Origin of the sequence: Tumebacillus lacus (genome assembly GCF_026410385.1) — a bacterium.
GTDB classification, from domain to species: domain Bacteria; phylum Bacillota; class Bacilli; order Tumebacillales; family Tumebacillaceae; genus Tumebacillus; species Tumebacillus lacus.
Genome location: NZ_JAPMLT010000002.1, coordinates 367,277 through 391,409 on the forward strand (window position 1 = coordinate 367,277; position 24,133 = coordinate 391,409).

A 24,133-nucleotide genomic window follows, 5' to 3' on the forward strand; every position below is an offset into this window, starting at 1 on the left:
CGTGGTTCCGGTGGCGCCAGAACCACTCCCCGGCGGGGCTCTCATGACAGTCCCGCGGCGGTTAAGTTTCTCAAGGGCTCGAGCCTATGCTTGTATATTAGCAAACTTGAAATAGTTTGTCACTAGCTGGTAGACATTTTTTGTCTACTAAAAAATGTATTTGTCCCTTTTTTGGCACAAATCATTTTTCGACAAACAATTCCATGTTCCACTAACAGAATTACCCAAATTGATCACCGGCGTTAGCACTTTTTATGTACTCGAGTAATAATTTTAGACGAGCGTCCAAAGTTTGGCAATCAATTTTTCTGTAGGGCAAGCAAAAACCCCTACTCAATCTATGAGAGCAGGGGTTCATGTATGTCTTTCTTATTTGCTTGCGATCATCTTTTTGTAGACATCTGTCGTCTCCCGCACGAGCCGCGGCAGAGTAAAGCGGCGGTAGACCATCTCTTGACCCGCCTTTGCCATGCGCAGACGCAGCTCCTTGTCCTTGACCAGGAGACAGATCGCCTGAGCCAGCTCCTCCGGGTCGGCGGGCGGCACGAGCAGGCCGTCCTCGCCGGAGTCGATCACCTCGGGCGAGCCGCCGACCGCCGTCGCGATCGCCGGGACGCCGACGGCCAGCGCTTCGAGCAGCGCGACGCTCAGCCCTTCGGAGAGCGACGGGAGCACAAACACGTCGAGCTGCGGCAACAGATCCGGCACATCCTGCCGGAAGCCGAGCATTTTGATGTACCGCTCGACGCCGAGTGCCTTGGCCTCCGCCTGCAGCTCTTCGTAGAGGTCCCCGTCGCCAAACCAAGGAAAGACGACGTTTTGATCTTCGGCGACGACCTTTTGGATCGCCTGCAGGAGATAGGTGTGACCCTTGACGGTGTGCAGCCGGGCCACGGTGCCGACGATGGTCACATCGTCGCCCACTCCGAGCAACTCGCGCAGCGAGGTCTCCGGCACATGTTCCTGCGGCTGCTCCGGCAGTTCGATCGCGTTGTGCACGACGCTCAGTTTGCTCTCGGGCAGTCCCTTTTTGAGATGCTCTTCCTTCATCGCCCGCGAGACGAGGATGAAGTGATGGACGAACGGCCACGTCAGCCGTTCGAAGGAAGCAAACAGGAGCCGCTTCCAATACATCGGGTAGTCGAGAGCCAGTATGCTGTGCACGGTGGTGATCAGCCGGGCCGGATAGCCGGCCTGACGGTTGGCCAGCCGCCCGATCAGGTTGGCCCGCACGCCGTGCGTGTGGATGACGTGCGGCCGCCAATCGTTGATGAGATCCCGCACCGGGTGCAGGCCGCCCCATTCCTTGCGACCGCTCTTGAGCACGGTGATCGGAATGCCGAGCCGCCGCACCCGCGCAGAGAACTCTCCTTCATAGAATACAGCCACCTGCGGGTGGAATTGATGCGTATCCAAGTTGTTGACCAGTCCGATCAGGTGCTGTTCGGCACCTCCGAACTCGCCGCCTCCGATCAGATAGAGGACGCGTATCGGCGCTTCCACTGTACATCCCGCCTGTCGTTTATGCGTTTGCCTTCCCGTTGATCAAACGGATGCTCACGTACAAGATCGCGATCAACGGCCAGAAGGTGGTGATGACGACTTCATTTTCAAAAATACCAGCCGTGACGTTCTCCACAATCATACCAAAAATTGCCGCCGTAATGCCAGCGTTCAACGCGTGCAGGTACGAGGAGTTTGCTTTTGCGGCAAAGACGTTTTTGATGCCGGCGAACACCGGGGTGAGCAGCATCGCCACGTAGGCGACAAATCCGAGGATGCCCATCTCCGCCAGCACGCGCATGTACTGGTTGTCGATCCAGGTCGCGCCCGGCATGTTGAATTTCAGCGCGACGGTGTCGCCGACGGTGCCGATCCCGGCGCCAAAGACGGGCGACTCTTTCCAGATGTTGAACGCCCGTGCCCAAAACTCGACGCGGCCTTTGTTCGAAGCCTTCTCTAGATATTCGGGCGTGAACGCCAGCAACAGTCGGTCGACGACGTCCGGCGCGGCAAACGGTGCGGCGACGAGGCCGCCGATGCCGATCAGAGCCAGCCATTTGTTGCGGGTGATCAGGGTGTACAGCGCCATGCCGGCGATAAATCCGATCCATGCGCCCCGCGAGAAGGTGAGCAGGAGGCACGCCAACATGAGCAGCGACGCGCTGCCGTAGAGCAGGCGGCGGGTCCAGTCTTTCGCCCAGAGGGTCAGGGCGATGGCGATCGGCGCGACGAGCACCATGTAGCCGCCGAGGGAGTTCGGGTTGCCGATGGTGGAGAAGACGCGGATCGTAAGGCCGGACTCCGCCTCGGAGTAGGTCCACGACTTCGGCGTCTCCATGCCGGACAGTTTCTGGTAGATGCCGTACAGGGCGACGGCGGTCGCGGCGACGATCATGACGTTGATCATGTCTTTGATCGTCACTTCGTCATCGAGCAGCGCGTTGAGGACGAAGAAGTACAGGGTGTACTCCAGCAACGCCCGGATGCCGTAGATCGCAGCCGGGAGCGACGCGTGCACGTCGACCCAGAAATAGTTGCCGTAGCCTTTGGAAATGTCGAGCGACTGCGGGTTGAAGATCCAGTTGGCAAACATCGACAGCACGGCTGTCACGAACGTCGCGAGGATCAGCCAGTGCAGGCGGGTCGCTTTCCAGTCGATGCGACCCTCGGCGCGGGACTTGAGGAAGAAGGCGATGTAGAGCAGGAACATCAGGCCTTCGTTCCAGATGCCGCCGAACATGCCAAGACCCGGCACCGCGCCGAGGATGTCCCGGACGATGGAGTTGGTCATGCCAAACAGGGCGAGGATCAACAGCAGATAGTACGTAAAGTCACGCAGTCGGGGCTGCTGGATAGACGCGAGCGGAGTGGCTCCCATCGTTATTTGCCCCCTTTCTTGCTTTTCTCTTTGGCGTCGTCTTTGGGACGCAGATCTTGCAGAGCTTGGGCGAAGAGGCTCGCCACTTGTTCACGCTTGGCGATCTCGTCCGGCTTGTACAGCCCGTCGACGTTGCCTTTGGCGTACTCGCGGTTGACCATCGTCTTGATCGCGTCTTCGTACGGCGTTCCAGCGATGTCCGGCAGGTCGACCGACTTGGTGTTCAGCGGCACGTTCACAGCTTTCACCACCGCTTGGGCCAGCTCGCCCCGGGTGACCGGCTGATCCGGTTTAAACGTCGGTTGACCGGCGACATCCCGGAACGGGATCAGGTCGCGCTTTTCCGCTTCGGCCAGCACGCCGGATGACCAGTGCTCCAGCGGTACGTCGGTGTAGCTGATCTGTTGCGGCTTGGGCAGATCGACGGTCTCCAGACCCGGTTCGTCGACCTTGAGCATCAGCGCAACCAGTTCGGCGCGCGTCATCGGCTCTGCGGGGTAGAAGTTCCAGATCTCCTTGTCCCGCCCTCGCATCAGACCTTCATTGTACATGTACTCAATGTCGCCGAGCGCCCAATGATCGCCCGGCACGTCGCGAAAAATCGTCGAGCCGAACGGGAGTTTGTAGAAGAAGAGAATGTCCAGTAAATAGAGGACCAGTACGATCCCGGTGAACCATTTCGTCTTTGTCCGCATAGTATTCCTCCGTTTTTGATACTGCCTGCAAACACTCTGTTATTGTAAGACTCCATCCGTGTGTCGTCAATGAATAGGACGTTAACAATCCCCTTTCGGTTGCATGACAGGAAGAAAAGGCAGTACGATAGATGAAAAGAATCAGAGATCAGGAGGGCTGCCCGTTGCTCAAATCATACAAAACGCTCTTCGCCCCGGCGGAAGAGACGATCCTCATCAAAAAGTCCCGCTTCATCGGCTATGCGACGCCTGTCGCGTCGGAGGAGGAGGCGCTGGCCTTTATCCAGTCGATTCAAAAAAAGCACTGGGACGCCACGCACAACTGCTACGCCTATGTGTTCGGACAGCATGACGAGGTGCAAAAGTCGAACGACGACGGCGAACCGGCCGGCACGGCTGGCAAGCCGATCCTCGAAGTGATCAAAAAGGAAGGCTTAAAAAATGTGGCGGTCGTCGTCACCCGCTACTTCGGCGGCATCATGCTCGGAGCGGGCGGACTGATCCGCGCCTACTCGCAAGGCACGACGACGGCGCTGCATGCGGCCCGCATCGTCACTCGCGAACTGTTTCAGGAGATCGCCGTCGCCATCGACTATTCGTGGCTTGGCAAGGTGGAAAATGAGATCCACGGCGTCGACGACTATTATATCGACCGCATCGAGTATCTCGACCGCGTCACGGTGCATGCGCTGGTGCCGGTCGACGAGGCGGAACGCTTCCGGAAGCAATTGATCAACGCGACGAATGGACAAGCGGAGATCGCAAACGGCGAGCAGCGCTATTATTTTGTAGAAGACGGCAAGTTGATCAGCACCCGATAAAACGTCTCCACGATCAGGGCGTTTCGCATCTGCGCTTTGGCGAAGTCTTCGCTTTGCAGACAGTCGAGACGCCCCGCCCCTTGGAGGTGCAGGGTGCAGCGGGTCTGTTCGCTCCCCGGTCGCACCCGTTCGACGTAGCGGGCGCAGACGTAGCCGGTCGTGCCGTCCTTGGGCACGCGCGGCTGCCGCATCTTGACCGGGACGAGCACCAGATCGGGTGCCAATGGCAGGGGCACGTGCAATCTTCTTCCTAGTATATCCCCATATCGCTCCCGAACTGCGGTCAGATCGACACCGAAATAGCGCGCGATCCCTTTCAAGACGACCGGCACCGGCCTTGGGTCGAGCCCCGTCTCTCCGTTGACCAGCAAGACTTCGGTCATATCCCCTCCCCCATCCACGTACACCGGGCGCAGTGCGCCGATTTCATGTATTTTACTGATTACATTCATTTATAGTGTACACCCCTTTAGTAATTTATTTTTGATTGGCGGATTGATTGTAGCGGGACGCGGAGACGGCGTCAAGTCTCTGGCGACTGAAACTGACTCCGGTTCGACTCAGGCTGAGTCGGTGCCGAGTCGAGGCGGCTGCCGCTTCGACGGGAGGGCTGCCCCTTTTTATGCTGAGAGTGCGTATACGACACAGGTTGGACCGGTCCCCGAACAAAGGGGCTTTTGACAGATGGCGCAGGAACAGCAAGATTGGACGGCAGCGGTGGTTGCGGCGAGGTCGGACGGAGCACAGATGATCGAGCTGCTGAAATCGTTTGACAATCTGATTCGGTCGGCGTGCCGCCGTTTTTCGGTGTCGCCTGCCGAGCGAAAGGATCTGGAGCAGGAGGCGTATATCGGATTTTTGAAGGCGGTGAGGGACTTTGACCCGGAGAAGAGCAGCGGGTTTCCCGGATATGCAAAAGCGAAGACACGGGAGGCGGTGTGGCAATGGATTCGCGTCCGCAAACGCAACCACTCCCGCGAGTTGGCCGACCGCCCGGCCGGCACGTCGGGCGAGGAGGAGTCGTCGCTGCTGGAGCAATGGCCGGACGGGCACAGCGGCGAGGCGTTTTCCGAGCTGGAGTGGCGGTCGCTGCTGGCCTCGCTGTCGGAGCGGGAGATGCTGGTCGTCGAGCGGATCGTCATCGACGGCCTGACGATGGCCGAACTGGCCCGGCAAGAGCGCGTCTCCCCCGACACGGTCAAGACGTGGAAGAAACGAGCCTTCGCCAAGATCCGGGCAGAACTGGGAAGATAACGGGCAAAGAAAAAAGACCCGGTGGAAACCGAATCTTTTCAGATCTTGGGCTGCTAACTGTGGGCCATAAAAAAGACCCGGTCGTTGACCGGGTCTTGGGGCTTGCGTGTGTGTCAGTCTTGTTTTTCGCCGAGGGCAAACATGAGCTCGGCTTCGCAGACGGCTTTGCCGTCGACGTAGGCGGTGCCTTTGCCTTTGCCGATCGGGCCTTTGAGGCGGGTGATCTCCACTTCGAGGCGCAGGGTGTCACCCGGACGCACCTGTCCGCGGAACCGGCAGCCGTCGATGCCGGCAAAGAAGGCGAGACGGCCTTTGTTCTCCTCTTTGGAGAGCATCGCCACCGCACCGACCTGTGCCAGCGCTTCGACGATCAAAACGCCCGGCATGACCGGATACCCTGGGAAATGGCCTTGGAAAAACGGCTCGTTGATCGTGACGTTCTTGATGCCGACGGCGCGCTCGCCGACGACCACCTCTTCCATTTTATCGACCAAAAGGAACGGATAGCGGTGCGGGATCGTCGCTTGGATCTCTTCGATGTTCAAGTTTATGACCTCCTCCTAATACTAGGATACCTGTATAGCGGGCAAGGGTCAAACACATACTAGGCGTACCTTCTCGCAAGTCCTTACCGGCTGGAGAAGTTTATATAAAAAGCACCTCTGCCCTTAACGCAGGAGGTGCTTTTTATCGTTCCCATTTAGTTGCGCAGGTTGTTCGCCAGACCCATCATCTCGTCGGCCGTCTGCACCATTTTGGCGTTCATGGAGTAGGCGCGCTGTGCGACGATCATCTCGGTCATCTGCGCAGCCATGTTGACGTTCGATCCTTCGAGGTAGCCTTGGCGAGCCTTGGCAGGCTGGTCACCGGCTGCGTAGTTGTTCTGGTTGCGAACGGTGCCGGCCGGCACGCCCGCGTTCAGCTCCAGATAGTTGCCGCCCGCCGGTTGCAAGTTTGCATCCGGGTGGTCGATCACCGCGATCTGGAGCACGGCGATGTCTTCACGCGTACCTTGACCCGTCTGCACGGCGTTCAAGGTGCCGTTCGGAGCGACGGTCAGCGTCTCGATGTCATATCCGGCCAACGAGATCGGACGGTTGTCCGCATCGAGCAAACGGCGGCCGCTGGCATCGACGAGGAACGGCTCATCGTTCAGTATCCCGACCTTAAACGAGCCGTCACGGGTGTAGGTGTTGTTCGAGTCGCTCTCGACTTTGAAAAATCCGTTGCCTTCCAGCGCGACGTCGAGCAGTTGGGTCGTCTGTTGCAACGACCCTTGCGCCATCGACTGCGCAAGTCCGGTCACGCGCACGCCGTGCCCGATGCGCAGACCCGGCTCGGTCAGGCGGTTCGTCAGGTTGCCGACGTCCGGCTTTTGCACAAACTGCGCGTAGAGCAGGTCTTTGAAGTTGACGTCTTGAGACTTGTATCCGGTGGTGTTCACGTTGGCGAGGTTGTTTGCGACCGTGTCCAGCTTGATCTGCTGGGCGTTCAGGCCGCTCGCCGAAGTCCACAATGCGCGCATCTCTTCTCCTCCTCTACAGTCTGCCGATGGAAACGGCCTTTTCCAGTGTGCTGTCCAACGTGCGGATCATGCGCTGGTTGGCTTCGTAGCTGCGCATGACGTTCATCATCGAGACCATCGACGCGGCGAGGTCGACGTTGGACTGCTCCAACTGACGCTCGACGATCCGGCCGGTGCCTTGCTCAGCTTGTCCACCGGTAAAATAGGTCTCGCCGTATTTGCGAAGTGCGTGACTGTCGACGATGTCGACGACGCCCATCGTCGGCTGCTGACCCGGAGCCACGAAAGGCTGTCCGGTCGCCGCATCGACATATTGGAAGGTGCCGTCCGCTTGGACGCGGATGCGCACGTTTTGCATCACGTCGCCGGTGGCTGCGTTGATCGGCAACACCGCGTCGCCTTTTGTGGTGACGAGGTAGTTGGTGCCGGTCTGCACTTTAAAGTCGCCGTCCCGGGTGTACATCGTCTCGTTGCCGACGCTCACCGGGAAGAACGAGCGGCGGTTCGGTTCCTCCGCACCCGGCGGGGTGTCGAGGATGGCGCGGGCGTAGGGGTTGTCCGACTCTTTGAGTAGCCCCTGTACAAATCGCGGCACCATCTCTTCCAAGGCAGCCCCGTAGCCGAGTTGGCCGATGGCCACGTTGTCACCTTTGCCGACGCCGCCTTTGTCATCCTTGAGACGGTAGGCGAGCAGCTCCGGGAAGGAGCGCACGACGCCGTCGTCCGATTTGTAGCCGATCGTGTTGGCGTTGGCGATGTTGTTCGAGTTCATCTCCTGCAGACGTTCATTGGCCGTCATGCCGGATGTGGCAATGTAGAGTCCGCGAATCATCTCTCAAACCTCCAAAAATAGATAGTGGAATTAGCCTACGTATCCTGCACCGGTTTTCTTGCTGAATATCGACCGCGACATTTTGGACAGGTTGTCCAAGGCGATGCCCGTGCCGCGCACGACGCAAAGCATCGGGTTTTCGGCGATGTGGACAGGCACTTGCAACTCCTGCTGCATCAGGCGGTCGAGGCCAAACAGGAGTGCACCGCCGCCCGTGAGCACGATGCCTTTGTCAAAAATATCGGCCGCCAGTTCCGGCGGGGTCCGTTCCAATACGTTTTTCGTGGTGGCCACAATCATGTCGACCGTCTCTTGCAGCGCCTCGCGCATCTCTTCCGAGTGGACGACGACCGTTTTGGGCAACCCGCTGATCATATCGCGACCTCGAATGTCGAGCTTCTCATCGCGCGCGTTCGGAAAGACCGAAACGACGCGGATCTTGATCTCTTCAGCCGTTCGTTCACCGATCAACAAGGAGTGTTCTTTTTTGATGTGGCGAATGATCGCGTCGTCAAACTTGTCCCCTGCGACGCGTATAGAATTGGAGGTGACGACATCTCCCAGAGAGAGAACTGCGACGTCTGTCGTACCTCCGCCAATATCAACAACCATCGAGCCGGACGGCTCAAAGATATCCAGCCCCGCTCCGATGGCCGCTGCTTTCGGTTCTGAAATCAGGTATACCTGACGGGCGCCTGTGCGCTCCGCCGCTTCGATGACCGCTTTTTGCTCGACCGACGTGATGCCGGACGGCACGCAGATCATGACGCGCGGTCGTTTGAACGGCCCTTTGCCGATCGACTTTTGGATGAAATGGCGGAGCATGATCTCCGTCGTGTCAAAGTCGGCGATCACACCTTCACGCAACGGGCGAGTCGCCACGATATGCCCTGGCGTACGCCCCAGCATGCGGCGCGCTTCCTCGCCGACTGCCACTACCTTTTTCGTCTGAGAGTCGATGGCTACCACGGAAGGCTCATCGAGCACAACGCCTTTTCCCTTCACGTGGACCAGCACGTTCGCCGTGCCCAGGTCAACACCGATGTCGATTCCGAACATAATTCTTGTCTTCCTCCCTTAGCCTCATATGCTGTCATAAAGAAAGCGAAGTCTCATCGGTGTTGAACCGTGTCCTACTGTCTGCCGCACAAATGAGGCTAAGTTTGCTGAGAATCCGCTCCTATACATTCTACAGAGGAGAGGAAACCCCTCTTTCCACTTGCAGGTTTTTCGCCACTTTTCGCTTTGTTTCGTCTTTCCGGTATTTCTTTTTGGTCGCCTCGCCGCCGCGCAAGTGCCGGATCGACTTGTGGTATTCGAGAATCTCCTTTACCCGGTTCGCCAAGTCGGGATTGATCTCGGGCAGCCGTTCGGTCAGGTCTTTATGCACGGTGCTTTTGGAGACCCCGAATTCACGCGCGATCGTGCGGACCGTGTTTTTGGTCTCCACGATGTATTCGCCGATCTTCAGGGTGCGCTCTTTGATGTAATCGTGCACTCCCTTCGCCTCCCCATGTTCATCGGTTTGTCTGTTACATGTATATGGGGGAGTGTACGGCATATTCCAAAAATGAGCCCTGACAAGCTCTGAGCGCAGATTTACGGCGGTTATCTCTCGTTATCTCACGGCTATACTAGAATTGGGGCGACAAAAAGAAAACCGCCCCTGATCGTGTCAGGAGCGGTTTTTCTCATCATTAGTTGACGCCGTGGTCCGGGCCGTTGCTCTCGATCATGGACGGAGCTTCTTTTTTGTCAGCATCCGTAGCCGCGTCTTTCTCAGCCGGGGTGTCGGTCGATTTTGCTGCGCCGTCCGGCGTTTTTTCCTCTTGCTTGCCGGAGTCTTTGTTCGCGTCTTTGTTGGTTTCCTGGCTGGTGCCGGCCGCTGCGCCGTCTTTCTTCTCTTCCGGCTTGGTGGAAGTTTCGGACGCGTCTTCGGTTTTCAGCTTGCCCGCCGCTTTGGCTTGCTCGTAGGCGGACGGTTTTTTCGGGAGCAGGCTTTGCGGGTCGACCGCTGCGCCTTGTTTGCGGACTTCGAAGTGCAGGTGGTTTTTCTCCGCCACTTCAAATTTGTTGTTGCCGGTCTTGGCGATCGGCTGGGACTGCATCACTTTGTCGCCTTTTTTCACTTCGACGCCGGAGAGCGATGCGTAGTAGGTGGTGTAGCCGTTGCCGTGGTCGATCTCGACGGTCCAGCCCATCAGCGGGTCTTCCTTGACATCGAGGACGGTGCCTTTTTCAGCCGCGATGACGGTGAAGGACGCGTCGTTTGCAAGGCCCAAGTTGACACCTTGGTTCGGGGTGAAGGTCTTTTCGTACGCGATCACTGCCATCGAACGTTCGTCTTCGCTTGCATCTTCGCGGTAGAAGTCGAGGGAGATCACGGCGTCTTCGCCGCCTTCGCCCACCGGCCAGACGAAGTTGGTGGACGTGACGGGCGCGCTCGGGCTGTCACCCGGTACGGACGGTCCTGCAATCGGTCCTTGGTTCGACGGGTCCATGCTGTAGTCCTCGGCGTCCTTGCTTTGCGAGTACATCAAACCTACGATGAGGACGGACGCTGCGAGATAGATGACAGGGAAGGTCCAGCGCTTGCCAAAGATCGACTTGCCGCCGGAGTTTTGCGGGGTCGTGCCTTTGGTTTCTTCTTGGTTGTTGTTGTTTTTGTTTTCGTTGTTGTTCATCTCAATCACCTCAGTAGCACATTCTCGACCGATTGCGAGAGTCGTATACGTGCACGGACGGCGATTGGGAAATTTTTTTGATAAAAATCGGTTTCGCTGCAAACCCTATTCGATTACCTCTTTGAGATCGCCGATCTGAACGCCTTGGTAATAGTGCCGGACGATCTCGTCCGCTTTCTTGCCGTCTTTGGCCATGCCGTTGGCTCCGTACTGCGAGAGACCGACGCCGTGTCCGAAGCCGCGCGTGAAGAAGGTGATCGAGTCGCCGTTCGCTTTCCACGTAAACCACGTCGAGCGCAGGCCGAGCTTTTCCCGAAACTCGCGGCCGGAGAACGTCTGATCGCCGACGCGGATCTTTTTGATGTGTTCGCTGGCCGATTTCTCCATCGGTTGCAGCACGGCGTTCAGATTGGAGGCGGTCAGCGCGGAAGTGACGCCCAGTTTGGCGCGCATGTCTTGGAGCGACATCGTGGTCTGTGCGGTGTATTTGTCCGACTGTTCATCCCACGGCGAGGCGACGGAGCGCAGGTACGGGAGCGACTTGTCCCAATAGTCTTCGGAGTTTTCCGTCTTGCCGCTGGACGTGGAGAAGAACAGGGCTTCGATCGGCTTGCCGTCGTAGAGCAGCACCCGGCCTTTGGTCTCGTTGACCGCCTCGTTGATCTTGGAGAGGTTTTGCGCGTATTCGATCATGCCCCAGCGCTTTTGCAACTTCTCATCGGTGGAATACGCTTGGGCTTCGGTGTGGTCGTCGCTGACGTCATACGGATCCTCTTTTGTTCCGCCCGAGGCGAGACGGCGCACGACATAGGTGCGGGCGGCCATCGCCTGCGCTTTCAGAGCTTCTTTTTCAAAGGTGACCGGCATCTCGGCCGCCACGACGCCGCGGACGTATTTTTCCAAAGGCATGGTCACGACTTTTTGCTGATCTTTGAGGAGCACGCGGATGGGAATGTCGTCATCGGCGACTTGTAGTTCGACCAGTCCGCGCTGCTCGTCGTCCGGCCCGTTGCCGGACGGCCAGAGCGAGATCAATGCGGCCGGAAACAAGACCGTGACCGCCGTGATCGTCAGCAGCACGATCAAGATCAGGAGTGCGTTTTTTTTCATCGATGGAGCGTCCTCCCTGTCTCATTTTCAACTCTACGAAATGATATGAGAGGAGCAAGTGGGTTATGCGATGAAAAAAGACCCGCCTTTAGAGGCGAGTCTCCCAGTACTTGAGGAACGGATACGGATTGATCGCGGCAAATCCGGCCGCGTTGTCATACAGCCCGAAATGCAGGTGCGGGGCAAATTTGCCGGTCGTGCCTTCCGGGCCGTAGCCGGTGGCACCGACGTAGCCGATCAACTGGCCTTTGCTGACCCGCACGCCTTTGCCAAGCCCCGGGGCATAGCGGGACATGTGGGCGTAGTAGACGGAGTAGTCGGTGTTGTCGAGGCGGATCGTCACTCGCCAGCCGCCCAGTTCGCTCCAGCCGTAGTTGGTGATCACGCCGCTGCCGACCGAGACGAGCGGCGTGCCGGACGGGGCCATGATGTCGGTGCCTTCGTGCTGGCGGTATTCGCCGGTCGTCGGATTGTAGGTGCGGGTGTCGCCCCATGTGTCGCGCAACGGGTCGTAGCCGGTGCGGCTCTGAAACGGGAAGATAAAGTTTGCGTTGCCCAGTTGCGCGACGGCGGTCGGGTCGGCGCCGCTCAGGTAGCTCTCCGCAGGCGGCGGTGGCGGCACGTAGCCGGGGATCATCAGCCGCTGGCCGGCGATCAGCGAGTCGCCGGTCATGCCGCTGGCCTGCTTGATCGCATCCACCGTCGTGTTGTAGCGGGCGGCGAGGCCGGACAGGGTGTCGCCCGGCTGCACGATGTATTCGCCGGCTGCCGGGGCCGGAGCGGGGGCTGTCGGCGTCGGCGTCGGCGTGGCGGTGCCGGACGGGATCGTCAGTTTTTGCCCGACGTAGATCATGTCGCTCGTCAGGTTGTTCGCCGTGCGGATCGCCGTCACCGTCGTGCCGTAGCGAGCTGCGATCACGGAGAGCGAGTCTCCGGCGACGACCGTGTACGTGACGGTCGTCGGGGCAGGCGCAGGCGCGGTCGGTGTCGGCGCGGGAGTCGGTGCTGTCGGTGCAGGTGCGGCAGATGCCGGGATCGTCAGTTGTTTGCCGACGGTGAGCGTGTCGGTGGTCAGCCCGTTTGCCGTTTTGATCGCGCTGATCGTCACGTTGAAGCGGGCTGCGATCAGCCACAGCGAGTCGCCCGGCTGCACGGTGTAGAGCATGGCCTTGGCCGGGATGAGCAGCTTTTCACCGGGATAGAGGCCGGCGGTGGCCGTCATGCCGTTGAGCCGCTGGATGGCATCGACGGTGGTGCCGCGATTCGTGGCGATCTTCCACAGCGAATCGCCGCTCTGCACAGTGTAGACTTCGCTCGGCTGCATCGACAGCACGGCAGCGGAGCGGTACGTGTCATAGACGTAGTTCGCCCCCATCTGGCGTGCGAGAAACTCAGCCGAGACGTAGGAGGTGCTGCCGATCAGCGTCAGCGGTTCCTCCATCGTGATGGTGCGGCCGCCGACGACCGCTTGGTTGCTACCGATGGTGAAGACCATTTTCAACGCGCCCCGTGTGACGGTGACCTGCCGCGTCGCGGAGTCGAAGCTGACCGTCCCGCCAAGTCCCTCCGCCACCGGCCGGACCGGGACGATCAGATGCCCGTTTTGCATCTGCGGCGTGCACGCCACGCACTGCACGCCGTTCAGGTAGAGTTGCATCGTGGATGCGGCGTAGGCGGTCTGTGAGCCGAGCCCGGTCTTGCCTCCCAGTTCACCGCCCGCCATCGTTACGAGCAGCATCGAGCCGAGAAACACTTTGACCGTCTTGATCGAGGAACCGGCGTATTTATCGGCCAGGTAGCGGCGCACGGTGATCTCGACGCGCTCGTTGCGCTCCTCTTCCCCGAGCGGACCGCCGGTCTCTGCCAAAAAGTCCAGATGGCGAAGGAAAACGTGCAGCTCGCCGCCGTTTTGCGTCTGCACCCATTTTTCACGCAGAATGTACGGAGGATGTGGCATCAGCAGGAATACCTCCTTTTGCTAGATCCTCCTCAGTCTGCCACGTTTACATGGATGTGATTCCCCTAGTTGTTTACAAACCCGACTTCAAATCGTTCGCCGTCGATGATGACGACGCGTGCTTCGAGATGTAGGACTTGCTGATACATTTCGATAGCGAAATTGGGAATGAAATTGTCTAGATGATCCCACTCGCCTTGGGCAAGAAATCCGACCGTTCCCATTCCGCCCGGAAAGTGCTGAACCAAGCTCAATTCCAAATGGTCCCCCTCTTCGTACTCATAGAATACGTTTCGTGCTTCTCCTGTGCTCTGCAACCAGTGAAAGGATGCCACTTCTTCGAAAACAAGCTTTGAATGAGTGACCTTCCCATAGTCGACCGCATGAACGATAAACTCGATTTTTTTGCGCAAAGGATCAAATGTAAGTTCATCGATGATAGCAGCCCATAAAGTGTCCAAGCGTTGCTGCAGGTAACTTCTCTGCATGTTCTTCACTCACTTTCCTTTTGTGTTTTTATGAAAAAGAAAAAACCTTCGCAAGGTTGAAAGCAACATGCTCTCTGTGTCTCGCGAAGGGTTCGTTCCCAAATATTAAGTTGCTTTCTTCTCGATAAGGCTAAACGGTTCGGCCTCCACCCGCTTCAGCTCTGCGCCAAGGCGCATGAACTTGTCGCAGATGTCGACGTAGCCGCGGTCGATGTGGTGTACGCCGTAGACCTCGGTGTCGCCTTCGGCGACGAGGCCGGCGAGGATCAGGCAAGCGCCTGCACGCAGGTCGGTCGAGGTGACTTTGGCACCCTGGAGACGCGGCACGCCTTTGATCATCGCGGTGCGGCCGTCGATGCGGATGTCCGCGCCCATGCGCTTGAGCTCGGCGACGTGCATGAAGCGGTTTTCAAACACCGTCTCGGTGATGAACGACGTGCCAGGCGTGACGGTGAGCATCGCCATCATCTGCGCTTGCAGGTCGGTCGGGAAGCCCGGATAGACCAGCGTCTTGACGTCGAGCGGACGCAGCGGACCGTTCGCCGTCACGCGCACGCCGTAGACGTCATCGACCACCGTCGCGCCACTTTCCTTCAATTTGAAGAGCAGCGGCGTCAGGTGGTTGGAGATCGCGCCTTCGACGTAGACGTCACCGCCGGTGATCGCAGCGCCGATCAGGAACGTGCCCGCCTCGATGCGGTCCGGGATCACCGTATGCTCGACGCCGCGCAGTTCGCGCACGCCGTTGATGCGGATCTCGTCGGTGCCGGCTCCGCGCACCTCAGCCCCCATCTTGTTGAGATAGTTGGCGAGGTCGACGATCTCCGGCTCTTTGGCCGCGTTTTCGATGACGGTCTTGCCGTCTGCAAGGACGGCCGCCATCATGATGTTCTGCGTCGCGCCCACCGATGCGAAATCCAAATAAATCTTCGCACCGCGCAGACGACCGCCTGCGACGCGGGCTTCGATAAAGCCGTTGCCGATCTCAACCTCGGCACCCAGCGCTTCGAACCCTTTGATGTGCAGGTCGATCGGACGCTCCCCGATGGAGCAGCCGCCCGGCATCGCGACGCGCGCGTAGCCAAAGCGGGAGAGCAACGGCCCGAGGACAAGAAAAGAAGCCCGCATTTTCCGAACGAGGTCGGCCGGTGCTTCTTTGGACTCCACCGTTTCGGCAGAAAGGGACAGACGGGTCGAGTCGACCCACTCTGCTTCCACGCCCATCACTTCAAGCAAAGAAATCATATGTCTGACGTCCGAAAGATTCGGCACGTCCTCTAAAACACTCGCACCCCGGCTCGGCAGAAGCGCCGCCGCTAAGATCGGCAAAACGGCGTTTTTTGCGCCGCTGGCCCTCACGGAGCCCGAGAGTCGTTGTCCACCCTGTACGACAATTCTGGTCAATGCTGTAACCTCCACAGGCGGGGCGAATCTTACGAGCCCTCAATACTCAATGGTCACGATCGGAGAACCTACCAGCACACGGGTTTGACCGCGCTTTTCGTCATAGTGAACGGCCACTTGCAGGTTCATTTTGTTCCCATTGGTCACTATGTAATCCTTGGTCAGAGGAGAATACCCGGATACGCTGGTGACAAGGTCCGAACGGACGCCTTCGATCTCTTTGGCTTTGGCCTTTTTGAAGATCGTTTCGACCAATTCGTTCGTTTTGCCGTCCTCCATTTTATCAGCAAGCAAACCTGAGATACAAGTACTAATTTGTGGGACGGTGCCGAGTTGCAGCGCGGTGTCGCGCACGCGTTGGATCGAAGCCGAATAATCGGTCAGGTCCGACGTCTTGCGTTCGACGCGCACAGCCAGCACGGTCTGCGGGGCTTGGTCTTGGAATTTCAGGGAAGAGAGGGTCAGTTGCACCTCCGAACCGTTGGTCCAAGTGCCGCGCAGCACGTAGGAATTTTGGTCGCCTTGATGTTTGACCGATTCCTGTGCCCCTTCGACGGCCAGCGTTTTCGAGAGGGTCTGCCCCATCTCCTTCAGCTCGTCTGTCGATTTGTAGTCCTTGCTCACCACCGACCAGTTGTGGATCGAGTAGCCTTCGACGTCTGCAGACGACGCGATGAAAGCCCGGGTGAGAAACTCGCCCGTGTCTGTCGACTGGGCGATGGTTTGGCGGCTGTTCATAAATTGAAAGCCTGCAAGCAGGAAACAGAAGATGATACCGAGTACTCCGATTTTTTTCATGAGAATCGCTCCCGACTGTCTGAATGGATGTTACCCATTCTGACCGCCGGACGATCTCTTTATACCTTTTGCTAGAAAAAGAGTTTGCTAGTTTTCACCGCAACAGCGAGGTCGCGAGCAGATATTCATTTAAAAAGCGCGACAACTGGTAGCCGAGCAAGATCGCCACCAAAAGTCGCAACACAGCGGCCGGTTTGCTCTTGGCGTCTTTGAGAAACACTTCCCAACGCACGGCCGACAGCGCGTACCAGGCGATCATCACGCCGAACAACAAAAAGATCAGATTGAAGACGGCAATCATGCAAAGATCCCCCCTGTTCTCCTCTATCCTACCACAAATATGAAAAAAGACCCCGAGACTTTCGTCCCGGAGCCTTTTTTTTCGACAATTTTTTTAGCCGAACCAGTGCAAACCGTTCAGTACGTCGAGGAACAGGTTCGGGAAGACCCCGAGACCGACAGTCCCGATCAGACCGATCCAGACGATCAGGTTCAGCGACCACGGCAGGCCGAGCTTCGGCACGGCGGTGCCTTCTTCGGAGGTCTCGCCGGCGAAGATCGCCTTGAGCACGCCGAAGTAGTAGTAGAACGCAATCGCGGAGGTGACGAACAGGAGTGCCGCCAGCCAGTACAGGCCGGTGTTGATCGCCCCGAGGAAGATGTAGAACTTCCCGAAGAAGCCGGCGGTGATCGGCATGCCCGCCATCGAGAGCAGGAACACCGACATCGCCACCGCTTGGAACGGCGAACGTTTGTACAGTCCGCGGAAGGCGTCGATGGTCTCGTTGCCCGCCTCGCGGGTGACGGCGGTGAGCACGGCGAACGCGCCCATCGTCATGAACAGGTAGCCGGCGAGGTAGAACACCGTCTCGCCGAGGGCGAGCCAGATGTTGTGCTCGTTGGTACCTTTGCCGAGTGTGACGAGCGGGATCAGCAGGTAGCCGGCCTGTGCGACCGAGGAGTACGCGAGCAGGCGCTTGATGTTCTTTTGCGCCAGTGCTGCCACGTTTCCGACGATCATCGTCAGGGCCGCGAAGATCGCGAGGTAGATGTACAACTCACCGAACTCGCGAGCGAAGCCCCAGATGAAGGTGCGGATGATCAGCGCGAAGCCTGCCGCCTTGGAGACGACGGCGAGGAACGAGGTGATCGGGTTGGCCGCGCCTTCGTAGGTGTCGGGCGCCCATTGGTGGAACGGCACGAGCGAGATCTTGACGCCAAAGCCGACCAGCATCAGGAGGAAGCCGAGCAGGAGCACCGGCTGCATCTCCATCCACATCTGAGCGATCATCTGACCGCCGAGGGCGATGTTGGTCTGGCCGGTGATGCCGTAGATAAACGACATGCCGTAGAGCACAAACGCCGATGCGATGGAGCCGATGACGAGATATTTCATCGCGCCTTCGGTCGCTTTCGAATTGCCCTTGCGCATCGCCACCAAGATGTAGGAGGAGATCGAGAGGATCTCAAGGCCCACAAACAAGGTGATCAGGTCGAACGCGGACGCCATCGTCATCGCACCGACCGTGCCGAACAGCAGCAGGTAGGTGTATTCAGGCACGGCGACCAGCGGGTTTTTCTTGAAGAAGTCAATCGACATGATCAGCGTGAACAAGGTGCCGAACAGGAAGATCAGCTTGAACACGTTGCCGTAGTCGTCGAGGACGTACAGCATGTTGGAGAGCTGACCCGGCCCCTCCGCTGCGACGACGCCGAAGTTGCGGATGACGAGCACGATCGCGACGATCACCGTCACCACGCCCAGCCACGGCGAGAGGCGGCGGGAGGTTCCTTTGGAAACGAACAGGTCGAACAGCAGGATGGCGAAACCGGCGAGGATCATGATCAGCTCCGGCGCCATCACGTGCCAGACATCAGAGAACGTGATGGTGGTAAAGCCTGTGGTCAAATTCATATCGTCTAGCCTCCTATCCCGGTGACATAAGAGAGAATCGTCGGGTTCACCAGGTCACCGAGGATCGACGGGTAGATACCGATCAGGAGGATCAGCGCGGTCAGGACGATCATCGGCAAGTACTCGATCGCCTTTGCGTCCGACACGCCTTCCAGCGCTGCGGTCGTCGGCCCGTAGGTGGTGCGTTGCATCGCCCACAGGAGGTAGACAGCCGCCAAGATGATCCCCAGCGTACCGACGGCCGCCAGCACCGGGAACGCGTCAAACGCGCCGATGAAGGCCAGCACTTCGGAGATAAAGCCGCTCATACCCGGCAGGCCGAGCGAACCGAGCGCCGCTGCCAGCAGGAAGCCGGAGAGGATCGGCATCGGTTTGGACAGACCGCCCAGCGCGCCGATCATCGTCGTGCCGGTGCGCTCTTGGATCGCGCCGATCAGGAAGAAGAGCAGACCCGAGAGCAGACCGGAGGAGATCGTCATGAAGATCCCGCCTTGCAGACCCGCTTCGTTCATCGCCGCCACCCCGAGGAGCACGACGCCCATGTGCGAGATCGCGGAGAAGGCGAGCAGTCGGCGCCAGTCCTTCTGTACCATCGCGATCAGAGCGGCGTAGACGATGTTGATCACGCCGATGAGGGCGATCAGCGTCGCAAAGTATTGCACGGCATCCGGCAGGATGCCGACCCCGATGCGGAACAAGAGGTACGCGCCGATCTTCATCAGCACGCCGCCGACCAGCATCGAGACAGCGGCCGGCGCTTGCTCATGCGTGTCCGGCAGCCAGGTGTGGAACGGGAAGAACGCTTCCTCGATCAGGATCGCCAGCAGGAGCACCAGGAAGATGCCCTGTTTGAACGCAGCCGTGATCAGGTCCGGCGATGCTTTGGCGAACGCATCGGCGATGTTGACCATGTTCATCGAGATCACGCCGGTCGCATCGGCCGCTTTGAACGCCAGCGCGACAAAAGCGACGAGGACGAAGGCGGACGCGATGCCGCGGTAGACGAGGAACTTGGTCGCCACCGCGCCTTTGCGGTCGCCGCCCCAGATGCCGATCAGGAAGTACATCGGGATCAAGGTCAGCTCGAGGAACAGGAAGAACAGGAACAGGTCGAGGGCGACGAAGCAGCCGTACAGACCTGCGACGAGCAGCATCACCCAGAGGTAGTACTCTTTGACGCGGTGCTGGATGTTTTTCGATGCCAGCACGGCGAGGAAGGTGATGATGCCGGTCAGGAGCAGGAACGGCAGCGAGAGGCCGTCGATCCCGAGGTCAAAACCGATGGTCAGCGCTTTGTCTTGGTAGACGTGCGCGATGTTGATCCATTCGTAGTGCGTCGTGTACTGCATGCCTGCGAGGTCTTGGTCAAAACCTGCGTAGACGAAGATCGAGAGCAGCAGGGACAGCGCCGTGGCGATCAAGGCGACCGCACGGGCTTGGCCTTGGTTGCTGCGCGGGACAAACCCGATGATCAGTGCAGCGATCAGCGGCAGGAGGACGATGAACGTCAGCAGATTGCCCGTCATTTATCGCACACCTCCAATCGCATACATCGCGGCCCCGAGCAGTACGACTGCGCCGAGCACGGTGATCAACCCGTAGGTTTGCACCTGGCCGTTTTGCGCGTACTTCAGGCCGAGAGCGCCGACGTACGTGCCTTGCCCCACGAGGCGGACAATGCCGTCGACGATCCATTTGTCGATAAAGTTCAAGATGCGGCCGATCCAGACGACCGGGAGGACGATGGCGTAGTGGTAGATCTCATCCACGTAGAACTTGTTGTAGGACAGGTTGTACAGCGGACGGAGCGCACCGTTTGCCAAGCGTTCCGGGTTGATCGACTTCGTTTTGTACATCAGGTAGGCAAGACCGATGCCCGCCAGCGCGACGAGGGTCGCAACGTACGGCATCCACGAGACATGCTCCGGGTGTGCGCCGTAGTGCAGGCCGCCCGCTTGCAGGAAGTCTGCCAGCGCGTAGTCGGTGACCGGCGAGTTGAACAGGCCGGAGACGAGTGCCATGATCGCCAGCAGCACCAGCGGAATGGTCATCACAGGACCCGACTCATGCGCATGGTCCCACGTGTCTTTGTCACCGCGGAACTCCCCGGTGAAGGTCATGAAGAACACGCGGAAGATGTAGAACGCGGTGCAGAACGCGGCGATCAGGCCGATCACGAACAGGAGCGTGTTGCCGGACGCGTACGCGCCGAGCAAGATCTCGTCCTTCGACCAGAAGCCGGCGAACGGCGGGATGCCGGACAGTGCCAACGCGCCGATCAGGAAGGTCCAGCCGGTAACCGGCATCTTCTTCCACAGGCCGCCCATTGAGCGGATGTCCTGGTTGTGGTGCAGGGCGTGGATCACGGAGCCTGCCGCCAAGAACAGCAGCGCCTTGAAGAAGGCGTGGGTCATCAGGTGGAACACGGACGCCACATAGGCGGAGACGCCGAGCGCCATCACCATGTAGCCGAGTTGCGAGACGGTCGAGTAGGCGACCACCCGCTTGATGTCGTTTTGCGTGAGACCGATCAGCGCGGCGAAGATCGCCGTGATGCCGCCGATGACCGCGATGACAGTCAGCGCCGTCTCAGATGCGGCAAAGATCGGGAAGGCGCGAGCGACGAGATAGACGCCCGCGGCGACCATCGTCGCGGCGTGGATCAGCGCCGACACAGGGGTCGGGCCTTCCATCGCGTCCGGCAACCAGGTGTGCAGCGGGAACTGCGCCGATTTGCCGATCGCACCGATGAAGATCAGGATCGCAACCAGCGTGATGAACGCTTCCGGAGAGATCCAGTCGATGGCGAAGTTTTTCGACTCTACCGCTTGGAAGACACCTGCATAGTCGAACGTGCCGGTAGCCACAAACAGCAGCATGATGCCGATGAACAGACCGACGTCACCGATACGAGTGACGATAAATGCTTTTTTTGCAGCCGCTGCCGCTTCCGGCTTGTAGTACCAGAAGCCGACGAGCAGGAACGAGCACAGACCGACCAATTCCCAGAAGATGTAGACCTGGAGCAGGTTCGGCGAGATGACCAGCCCGAGCATCGAGAAGACGAACAGGCTGAGATATTGATAGAACACGACGAAGCGTTCGTCGCCTTTCATGTAGCTCTTCGAGAAGAGGAACACCAGCGTCGAGACGAACGTGACGACCGCCAGCATCATCGCGTTGAGCGCGGTGACTTCATAGCCCATCGAGAGCGTATACGAGCCGACCGTCAGCCAGTGGAACATGTACGGGGCTCCCGGGCCGTTCGCCTGCACTTCAGATAAAATCATCAGCGACACGACGAATGCAGCCAGCGAGGCCAGCACAGCAATCGCAGTGACGACACCCTCTTGCGCCCGCCGTCCGAGCACGAACAGGAGCAGATACGCCACCAGCGGGAAGAGGGGAACTAACCAGGCATACTCAACCATATGATCACCTTTCTCCGTTGTTTGAAATGGGATGCAAGCCCGTTACCACTTCATCAGGTCTTGATCCCGCACATCGCTGGTGTTGCGATTGCGATACAGCGCGATCAGGATCGCAAGGCCTACAGCGAGCTCCGCCGCTGCAATCGTCATCGCAAAGAGGGTGAACACCTGACCGTTGATCGCCGGGACGAGACCGAAGCGAGCGAACGTGAGGAGGTTGATGTTGGCCGCGTTGAGCATCAACTCAATCGACACGAGGACGATGATGATGTTGCGCTTCGTCAGGGCACCGTAGAGACCGATGCAGAACAAGATAGCCGCAAGCGTCAGAAACTGTTCGACCGATAACACGTTACTCCTCCTCCTTCTTCGCCAGCGTGATGGCGCCGACCAGTGCGACGATCAGCACGACGGAGACCAATTCGAACGGGATGACGTACTGGTTGAACAGCGACTCCCCGATCAGTTTGACGTTGTCTTCCCCTTGCCACGGCGACTCCGCAGACGGAGTGGGCCATTTGACGCCGGAGAATTTGACCGCCCACAGCACGATGAAGCCGAGACCGGCCGCGCCGATGGCAGCCCAGACCGGGTGTGCGGTGAGTTTTTGCGGCATTTCGACCTCGTCGTGACGGGTCAGCATGATCGCAAACAAGAGCATGATCGTGATCGCACCTGCGTAGAGCAGGACTTGGATGAACGCGAGGAACTCCGCCTCGAGCATCAAGAAGACGGCCGCTACGCCGATGAAGACGCCGCCGATGGCCATCGCCATGTACATGACCTTGCGCAAGGACAGCAGGAGCACCCCGCAGGCGATCACAAACAGCGAGATCAGGAAGAAGGCCACCGACTGTCCGGTGATTGCAAATCCGGAAAACATTACTTGACACCTCCGGATTGTTCTTCTGTTTCGCCTTTTTTCAGGAGACCGTCACTGACGCGGGCGTTTTCGTCCAGCCAGTAGATATTCTTGTAGAGGTCGACGCGGTTGTACGTCGCCAATTCGAATTTATCGGACATCTGAATGGCTTCGGTCGGGCAGACCTCTGTGCACAGGTCGCAGAGGATGCAGATCTCAAAGTTGATGTCGTACGTGTCGATGTGCAGCTTTTTGTCTTCACGTTTGGAGCCGGACAGCGAGATGCAGGACGTCGGGCAGACGCGCGCGCATTGGTTGCACACGATGCATTTCTCCGGGTAAAACTTGTGCACGCCGCGGAACCGTTCGCCGAAATCAGGCATGACGTCCGGGTATTGCAGGGTGATCTTTTTATGAGCCAATTGTTTAAAGGTGACTTTCAAGCCTTTCAGGAAACCAAACATCTTTTCACCCCGTTTCGGTTTACACCAGCGTCATGACGACGGCGGTGGCGACGAGATTGAGCAGCGCCAACGGGATCAGCACTTTCCAGGAGAAGGAAAGCAACTGGTCCGTGCGGATCCGCGGCATGGTGGCGCGAACCCAGAAGAAGAAGAAGATAAACGCCGATACTTTGATGGCGAACCAGAGCCAGCCCGGCAGGAACGGTCCTTCCCAGCCGCCGAAGTACATCGTGGTCGCCAGAGCGGACATCGCAAAGACGTACACGTACTCAGCCAGCATGTAGAAGGCGAAGCGGAAGCCGGAATACTCGGTGAAGTAGCCTGCTACCAACTCCGACTCGGCTTCCGGCAAGTCGAACGGTGTGCGGTTCAACTCGGCCGTCGCAGAGATGATGAAGATGATGAAGCCAAAGAACTGCGGCACGATATACCAGACGTACGGGAAGTTCTTTTGTGCTTCGACGATCTCGACGAGGTTCATCGAGCCGGACATCAGGACGACGGCCAGCAGCGACATCGCCAACGGCACTTCGTAGGAGATCATCTGCGCTGCGGAGCGCATGCCGCCGATCAGCGCGTATTTGTTGTTCGATGCCCAACCGCCGAGCACGACCCCGATGATCGTCAGAGCGGACAGAGCGATGTAGTAGATGACGCCGACGTTGCTTGCCGCCGTAAAGATGTGCGTCGCCGAAAACGGAATGACGGCGAGAACCATGAACGACGGGAAGAACGCGATGATCGGCGCGATCAGGAACATCGTGCGGTCGGCCTTGGCCGGGACAATGTCCTCTTTGATCAGGAGTTTCAGGACGTCGGCGATCGTTTGGAACAGACCGAGCGGACCTACGCGGTTCGGACCGATCCGCCATTGCATCCAGCCGATGACCTTGCGCTCAAAGTAGATCGTATAAGTGACGACCCCGAGGATAAAGCCGAGGACGATGACAGCGCCGAGCGCCATGTTGAGGAACGTCATCCCCGACATCGGTTTATCCAGCCACGTGAACAT

At 58.7% G+C, this 24,133-nt stretch carries 25 protein-coding genes; 2 read left to right on the plus strand and 23 right to left on the minus strand.

The window, feature by feature from the left end; translation table 11 throughout:
• Positions 1 to 369: 369 nt before the first annotated feature.
• The 3 genes from OS242_RS06045 to OS242_RS06055 are packed head-to-tail and all read right to left on the minus strand — an operon-like array spanning position 370 to position 3,576.
• Positions 370 to 1,503, minus strand: coding sequence for a glycosyltransferase (locus OS242_RS06045; RefSeq protein ID WP_267150757.1), 1,134 nt, complete (start codon positions 1,501 to 1,503; stop codon positions 370 to 372).
• Between the two features lie 19 nt (positions 1,504 to 1,522).
• Positions 1,523 to 2,881, minus strand: a complete 1,359-nt coding sequence (locus OS242_RS06050) for an O-antigen ligase family protein (protein ID WP_267150758.1) — start codon at positions 2,879 to 2,881, stop codon at positions 1,523 to 1,525.
• Between the two features lie 2 nt (positions 2,882 to 2,883).
• Positions 2,884 to 3,576 (minus strand): S-layer homology domain-containing protein, encoded by a 693-nt coding sequence (locus OS242_RS06055; protein ID WP_267150759.1) that lies wholly within the window; start codon positions 3,574 to 3,576, stop codon positions 2,884 to 2,886.
• A gap of 164 nt (positions 3,577 to 3,740) precedes the next feature.
• Between OS242_RS06055 and OS242_RS06060 the strand changes: the two genes are divergently transcribed.
• Positions 3,741 to 4,397 (plus strand): YigZ family protein, encoded by a 657-nt coding sequence (locus OS242_RS06060; RefSeq protein WP_267150760.1) that lies wholly within the window; start codon positions 3,741 to 3,743, stop codon positions 4,395 to 4,397.
• On the opposite strand, the gene OS242_RS06065 is transcribed toward OS242_RS06060, so the two are convergent.
• Positions 4,358 to 4,780 carry a hypothetical protein gene (locus OS242_RS06065; protein ID WP_267150761.1) on the minus strand — a complete coding sequence of 141 codons (423 nt, stop codon included), beginning with the start codon at positions 4,778 to 4,780 and terminating at the stop codon, positions 4,358 to 4,360. The genes OS242_RS06060 and OS242_RS06065 overlap by 40 nt on opposite strands.
• A 301-nt stretch (positions 4,781 to 5,081) precedes the next feature.
• On the opposite strand from OS242_RS06065, the gene OS242_RS06070 reads away from it, so the two are divergent.
• Positions 5,082 to 5,651, plus strand: coding sequence for a sigma-70 family RNA polymerase sigma factor (locus tag OS242_RS06070; RefSeq protein WP_267150762.1), 570 nt, complete (start codon positions 5,082 to 5,084; stop codon positions 5,649 to 5,651).
• Between the two features lie 113 nt (positions 5,652 to 5,764).
• Here the strand turns inward: OS242_RS06070 and fabZ are convergent, their stop codons facing one another.
• From fabZ to nuoH, 19 genes are all read right to left on the minus strand, one after another.
• On the minus strand, positions 5,765 to 6,196 hold the full coding sequence (gene fabZ, locus OS242_RS06075; RefSeq protein WP_267150763.1) for a 3-hydroxyacyl-ACP dehydratase FabZ: 432 nt from the start codon (positions 6,194 to 6,196) through the stop codon (positions 5,765 to 5,767).
• Positions 6,197 to 6,351: 155 nt separating this feature from the next.
• Positions 6,352 to 7,176: a flagellar hook-basal body protein gene (locus OS242_RS06080; RefSeq protein WP_267150764.1), complete on the minus strand. Its 825-nt coding sequence runs from the start codon at positions 7,174 to 7,176 to the stop codon at positions 6,352 to 6,354.
• Between the two features lie 13 nt (positions 7,177 to 7,189).
• A complete protein-coding gene (locus OS242_RS06085; RefSeq protein ID WP_267150765.1) occupies positions 7,190 to 8,008 on the minus strand; it encodes a flagellar hook-basal body protein in 819 nt (272 codons plus the stop codon).
• 30 nt (positions 8,009 to 8,038) lie between these two features.
• Positions 8,039 to 9,067 carry a rod shape-determining protein gene (mreB, locus tag OS242_RS06090; protein WP_267150766.1) on the minus strand — a complete coding sequence of 343 codons (1,029 nt, stop codon included), beginning with the start codon at positions 9,065 to 9,067 and terminating at the stop codon, positions 8,039 to 8,041.
• A gap of 130 nt (positions 9,068 to 9,197) precedes the next feature.
• Entirely contained in the window at positions 9,198 to 9,506 is a 309-nt protein-coding gene (gene spoIIID, locus OS242_RS06095) for a sporulation transcriptional regulator SpoIIID (RefSeq protein WP_267150767.1), read from the minus strand.
• Between the two features lie 199 nt (positions 9,507 to 9,705).
• Positions 9,706 to 10,692, minus strand: a complete 987-nt coding sequence (locus tag OS242_RS06100) for a peptidoglycan DD-metalloendopeptidase family protein (protein WP_267150768.1) — start codon at positions 10,690 to 10,692, stop codon at positions 9,706 to 9,708.
• A 105-nt stretch (positions 10,693 to 10,797) separates the two neighbouring features.
• The gene (gene spoIID / locus OS242_RS06105) at positions 10,798 to 11,802 is read right to left on the minus strand and encodes a stage II sporulation protein D (RefSeq protein ID WP_267150769.1); all 1,005 of its coding nucleotides are present in this window, start codon (positions 11,800 to 11,802) and stop codon (positions 10,798 to 10,800) included.
• A gap of 88 nt (positions 11,803 to 11,890) precedes the next feature.
• A complete protein-coding gene (locus OS242_RS06110; protein ID WP_267150770.1) occupies positions 11,891 to 13,759 on the minus strand; it encodes a LysM peptidoglycan-binding domain-containing protein in 1,869 nt (622 codons plus the stop codon).
• 65 nt (positions 13,760 to 13,824) lie between these two features.
• Positions 13,825 to 14,247, minus strand: coding sequence for a YxiG family protein (locus OS242_RS06115; protein WP_456128173.1), 423 nt, complete (start codon positions 14,245 to 14,247; stop codon positions 13,825 to 13,827).
• 105 nt (positions 14,248 to 14,352) lie between these two features.
• Complete coding sequence (murA, locus tag OS242_RS06120; RefSeq protein WP_267150772.1) at positions 14,353 to 15,651, minus strand: UDP-N-acetylglucosamine 1-carboxyvinyltransferase; 1,299 nt, start codon at positions 15,649 to 15,651, stop codon at positions 14,353 to 14,355.
• 39 nt (positions 15,652 to 15,690) lie between these two features.
• The gene (locus OS242_RS06125; RefSeq protein ID WP_267150773.1) at positions 15,691 to 16,449 is read right to left on the minus strand and encodes a YwmB family TATA-box binding protein; all 759 of its coding nucleotides are present in this window, start codon (positions 16,447 to 16,449) and stop codon (positions 15,691 to 15,693) included.
• Positions 16,450 to 16,543: 94 nt separating this feature from the next.
• Positions 16,544 to 16,750 (minus strand): DUF1146 domain-containing protein, encoded by a 207-nt coding sequence (locus OS242_RS06130; RefSeq protein WP_267150774.1) that lies wholly within the window; start codon positions 16,748 to 16,750, stop codon positions 16,544 to 16,546.
• A 93-nt stretch (positions 16,751 to 16,843) separates the two neighbouring features.
• On the minus strand, positions 16,844 to 18,364 hold the full coding sequence (locus OS242_RS06135) for an NADH-quinone oxidoreductase subunit N (RefSeq protein ID WP_267150775.1): 1,521 nt from the start codon (positions 18,362 to 18,364) through the stop codon (positions 16,844 to 16,846).
• Between the two features lie 5 nt (positions 18,365 to 18,369).
• Positions 18,370 to 19,890 (minus strand): complex I subunit 4 family protein, encoded by a 1,521-nt coding sequence (locus OS242_RS06140; protein WP_267150776.1) that lies wholly within the window; start codon positions 19,888 to 19,890, stop codon positions 18,370 to 18,372.
• A complete protein-coding gene (nuoL, locus tag OS242_RS06145; RefSeq protein ID WP_267150777.1) occupies positions 19,891 to 21,795 on the minus strand; it encodes an NADH-quinone oxidoreductase subunit L in 1,905 nt (634 codons plus the stop codon). It lies immediately after the preceding gene.
• Positions 21,796 to 21,837: 42 nt separating this feature from the next.
• A complete protein-coding gene (nuoK, locus tag OS242_RS06150) occupies positions 21,838 to 22,146 on the minus strand; it encodes an NADH-quinone oxidoreductase subunit NuoK (RefSeq protein WP_267150778.1) in 309 nt (102 codons plus the stop codon).
• Position 22,147: 1 nt separating this feature from the next.
• Positions 22,148 to 22,678 (minus strand): NADH-quinone oxidoreductase subunit J, encoded by a 531-nt coding sequence (locus OS242_RS06155; protein WP_267150779.1) that lies wholly within the window; start codon positions 22,676 to 22,678, stop codon positions 22,148 to 22,150.
• The gene (locus OS242_RS06160; protein ID WP_267150780.1) at positions 22,678 to 23,121 is read right to left on the minus strand and encodes a NuoI/complex I 23 kDa subunit family protein; all 444 of its coding nucleotides are present in this window, start codon (positions 23,119 to 23,121) and stop codon (positions 22,678 to 22,680) included. The genes OS242_RS06155 and OS242_RS06160 overlap by 1 nt, the downstream gene beginning before the upstream one ends.
• 19 nt (positions 23,122 to 23,140) lie before the next feature.
• Positions 23,141 to 24,133, minus strand: coding sequence for an NADH-quinone oxidoreductase subunit NuoH (nuoH, locus tag OS242_RS06165; protein WP_267150984.1), 993 nt, complete (start codon positions 24,131 to 24,133; stop codon positions 23,141 to 23,143).

Bases quoted from the DNA above. Each gene is read 5' to 3' on its own strand.
- OS242_RS06050 (WP_267150758.1), bottom strand. From the start codon at position 2,881: ATGGGAGCCACTCCGCTCGCGTCTATCCAGCAGCCCCGACTGCGTGAC.
- OS242_RS06055 (WP_267150759.1), bottom strand. From the start codon at position 3,576: ATGCGGACAAAGACGAAATGGTTCACCGGGATCGTACTGGTCCTCTAT.
- OS242_RS06065 (WP_267150761.1), bottom strand. From the start codon at position 4,780: ATGACCGAAGTCTTGCTGGTCAACGGAGAGACGGGGCTCGACCCAAGG.
- OS242_RS06070 (WP_267150762.1), top strand. From the start codon at position 5,082: ATGGCGCAGGAACAGCAAGATTGGACGGCAGCGGTGGTTGCGGCGAGG.
- OS242_RS06080 (WP_267150764.1), bottom strand. From the start codon at position 7,176: ATGCGCGCATTGTGGACTTCGGCGAGCGGCCTGAACGCCCAGCAGATC.
- OS242_RS06085 (WP_267150765.1), bottom strand. From the start codon at position 8,008: ATGATTCGCGGACTCTACATTGCCACATCCGGCATGACGGCCAATGAA.
- mreB (WP_267150766.1), bottom strand. From the start codon at position 9,067: ATGTTCGGAATCGACATCGGTGTTGACCTGGGCACGGCGAACGTGCTG.
- OS242_RS06100 (WP_267150768.1), bottom strand. From the start codon at position 10,692: ATGAACAACAACGAAAACAAAAACAACAACAACCAAGAAGAAACCAAA.
- spoIID (WP_267150769.1), bottom strand. From the start codon at position 11,802: ATGAAAAAAAACGCACTCCTGATCTTGATCGTGCTGCTGACGATCACG.
- OS242_RS06110 (WP_267150770.1), bottom strand. From the start codon at position 13,759: ATGCCACATCCTCCGTACATTCTGCGTGAAAAATGGGTGCAGACGCAA.
- OS242_RS06115 (WP_456128173.1), bottom strand. From the start codon at position 14,247: ATGCAGAGAAGTTACCTGCAGCAACGCTTGGACACTTTATGGGCTGCT.
- OS242_RS06125 (WP_267150773.1), bottom strand. From the start codon at position 16,449: ATGAAAAAAATCGGAGTACTCGGTATCATCTTCTGTTTCCTGCTTGCA.
- OS242_RS06130 (WP_267150774.1), bottom strand. From the start codon at position 16,750: ATGATTGCCGTCTTCAATCTGATCTTTTTGTTGTTCGGCGTGATGATC.
- OS242_RS06135 (WP_267150775.1), bottom strand. From the start codon at position 18,364: ATGAATTTGACCACAGGCTTTACCACCATCACGTTCTCTGATGTCTGG.
- OS242_RS06140 (WP_267150776.1), bottom strand. From the start codon at position 19,890: ATGACGGGCAATCTGCTGACGTTCATCGTCCTCCTGCCGCTGATCGCT.
- nuoL (WP_267150777.1), bottom strand. From the start codon at position 21,795: ATGGTTGAGTATGCCTGGTTAGTTCCCCTCTTCCCGCTGGTGGCGTAT.
- OS242_RS06155 (WP_267150779.1), bottom strand. From the start codon at position 22,678: ATGTTTTCCGGATTTGCAATCACCGGACAGTCGGTGGCCTTCTTCCTG.
- OS242_RS06160 (WP_267150780.1), bottom strand. From the start codon at position 23,121: ATGTTTGGTTTCCTGAAAGGCTTGAAAGTCACCTTTAAACAATTGGCT.
- nuoH (WP_267150984.1), bottom strand. From the start codon at position 24,133: ATGTTCACGTGGCTGGATAAACCGATGTCGGGGATGACGTTCCTCAAC.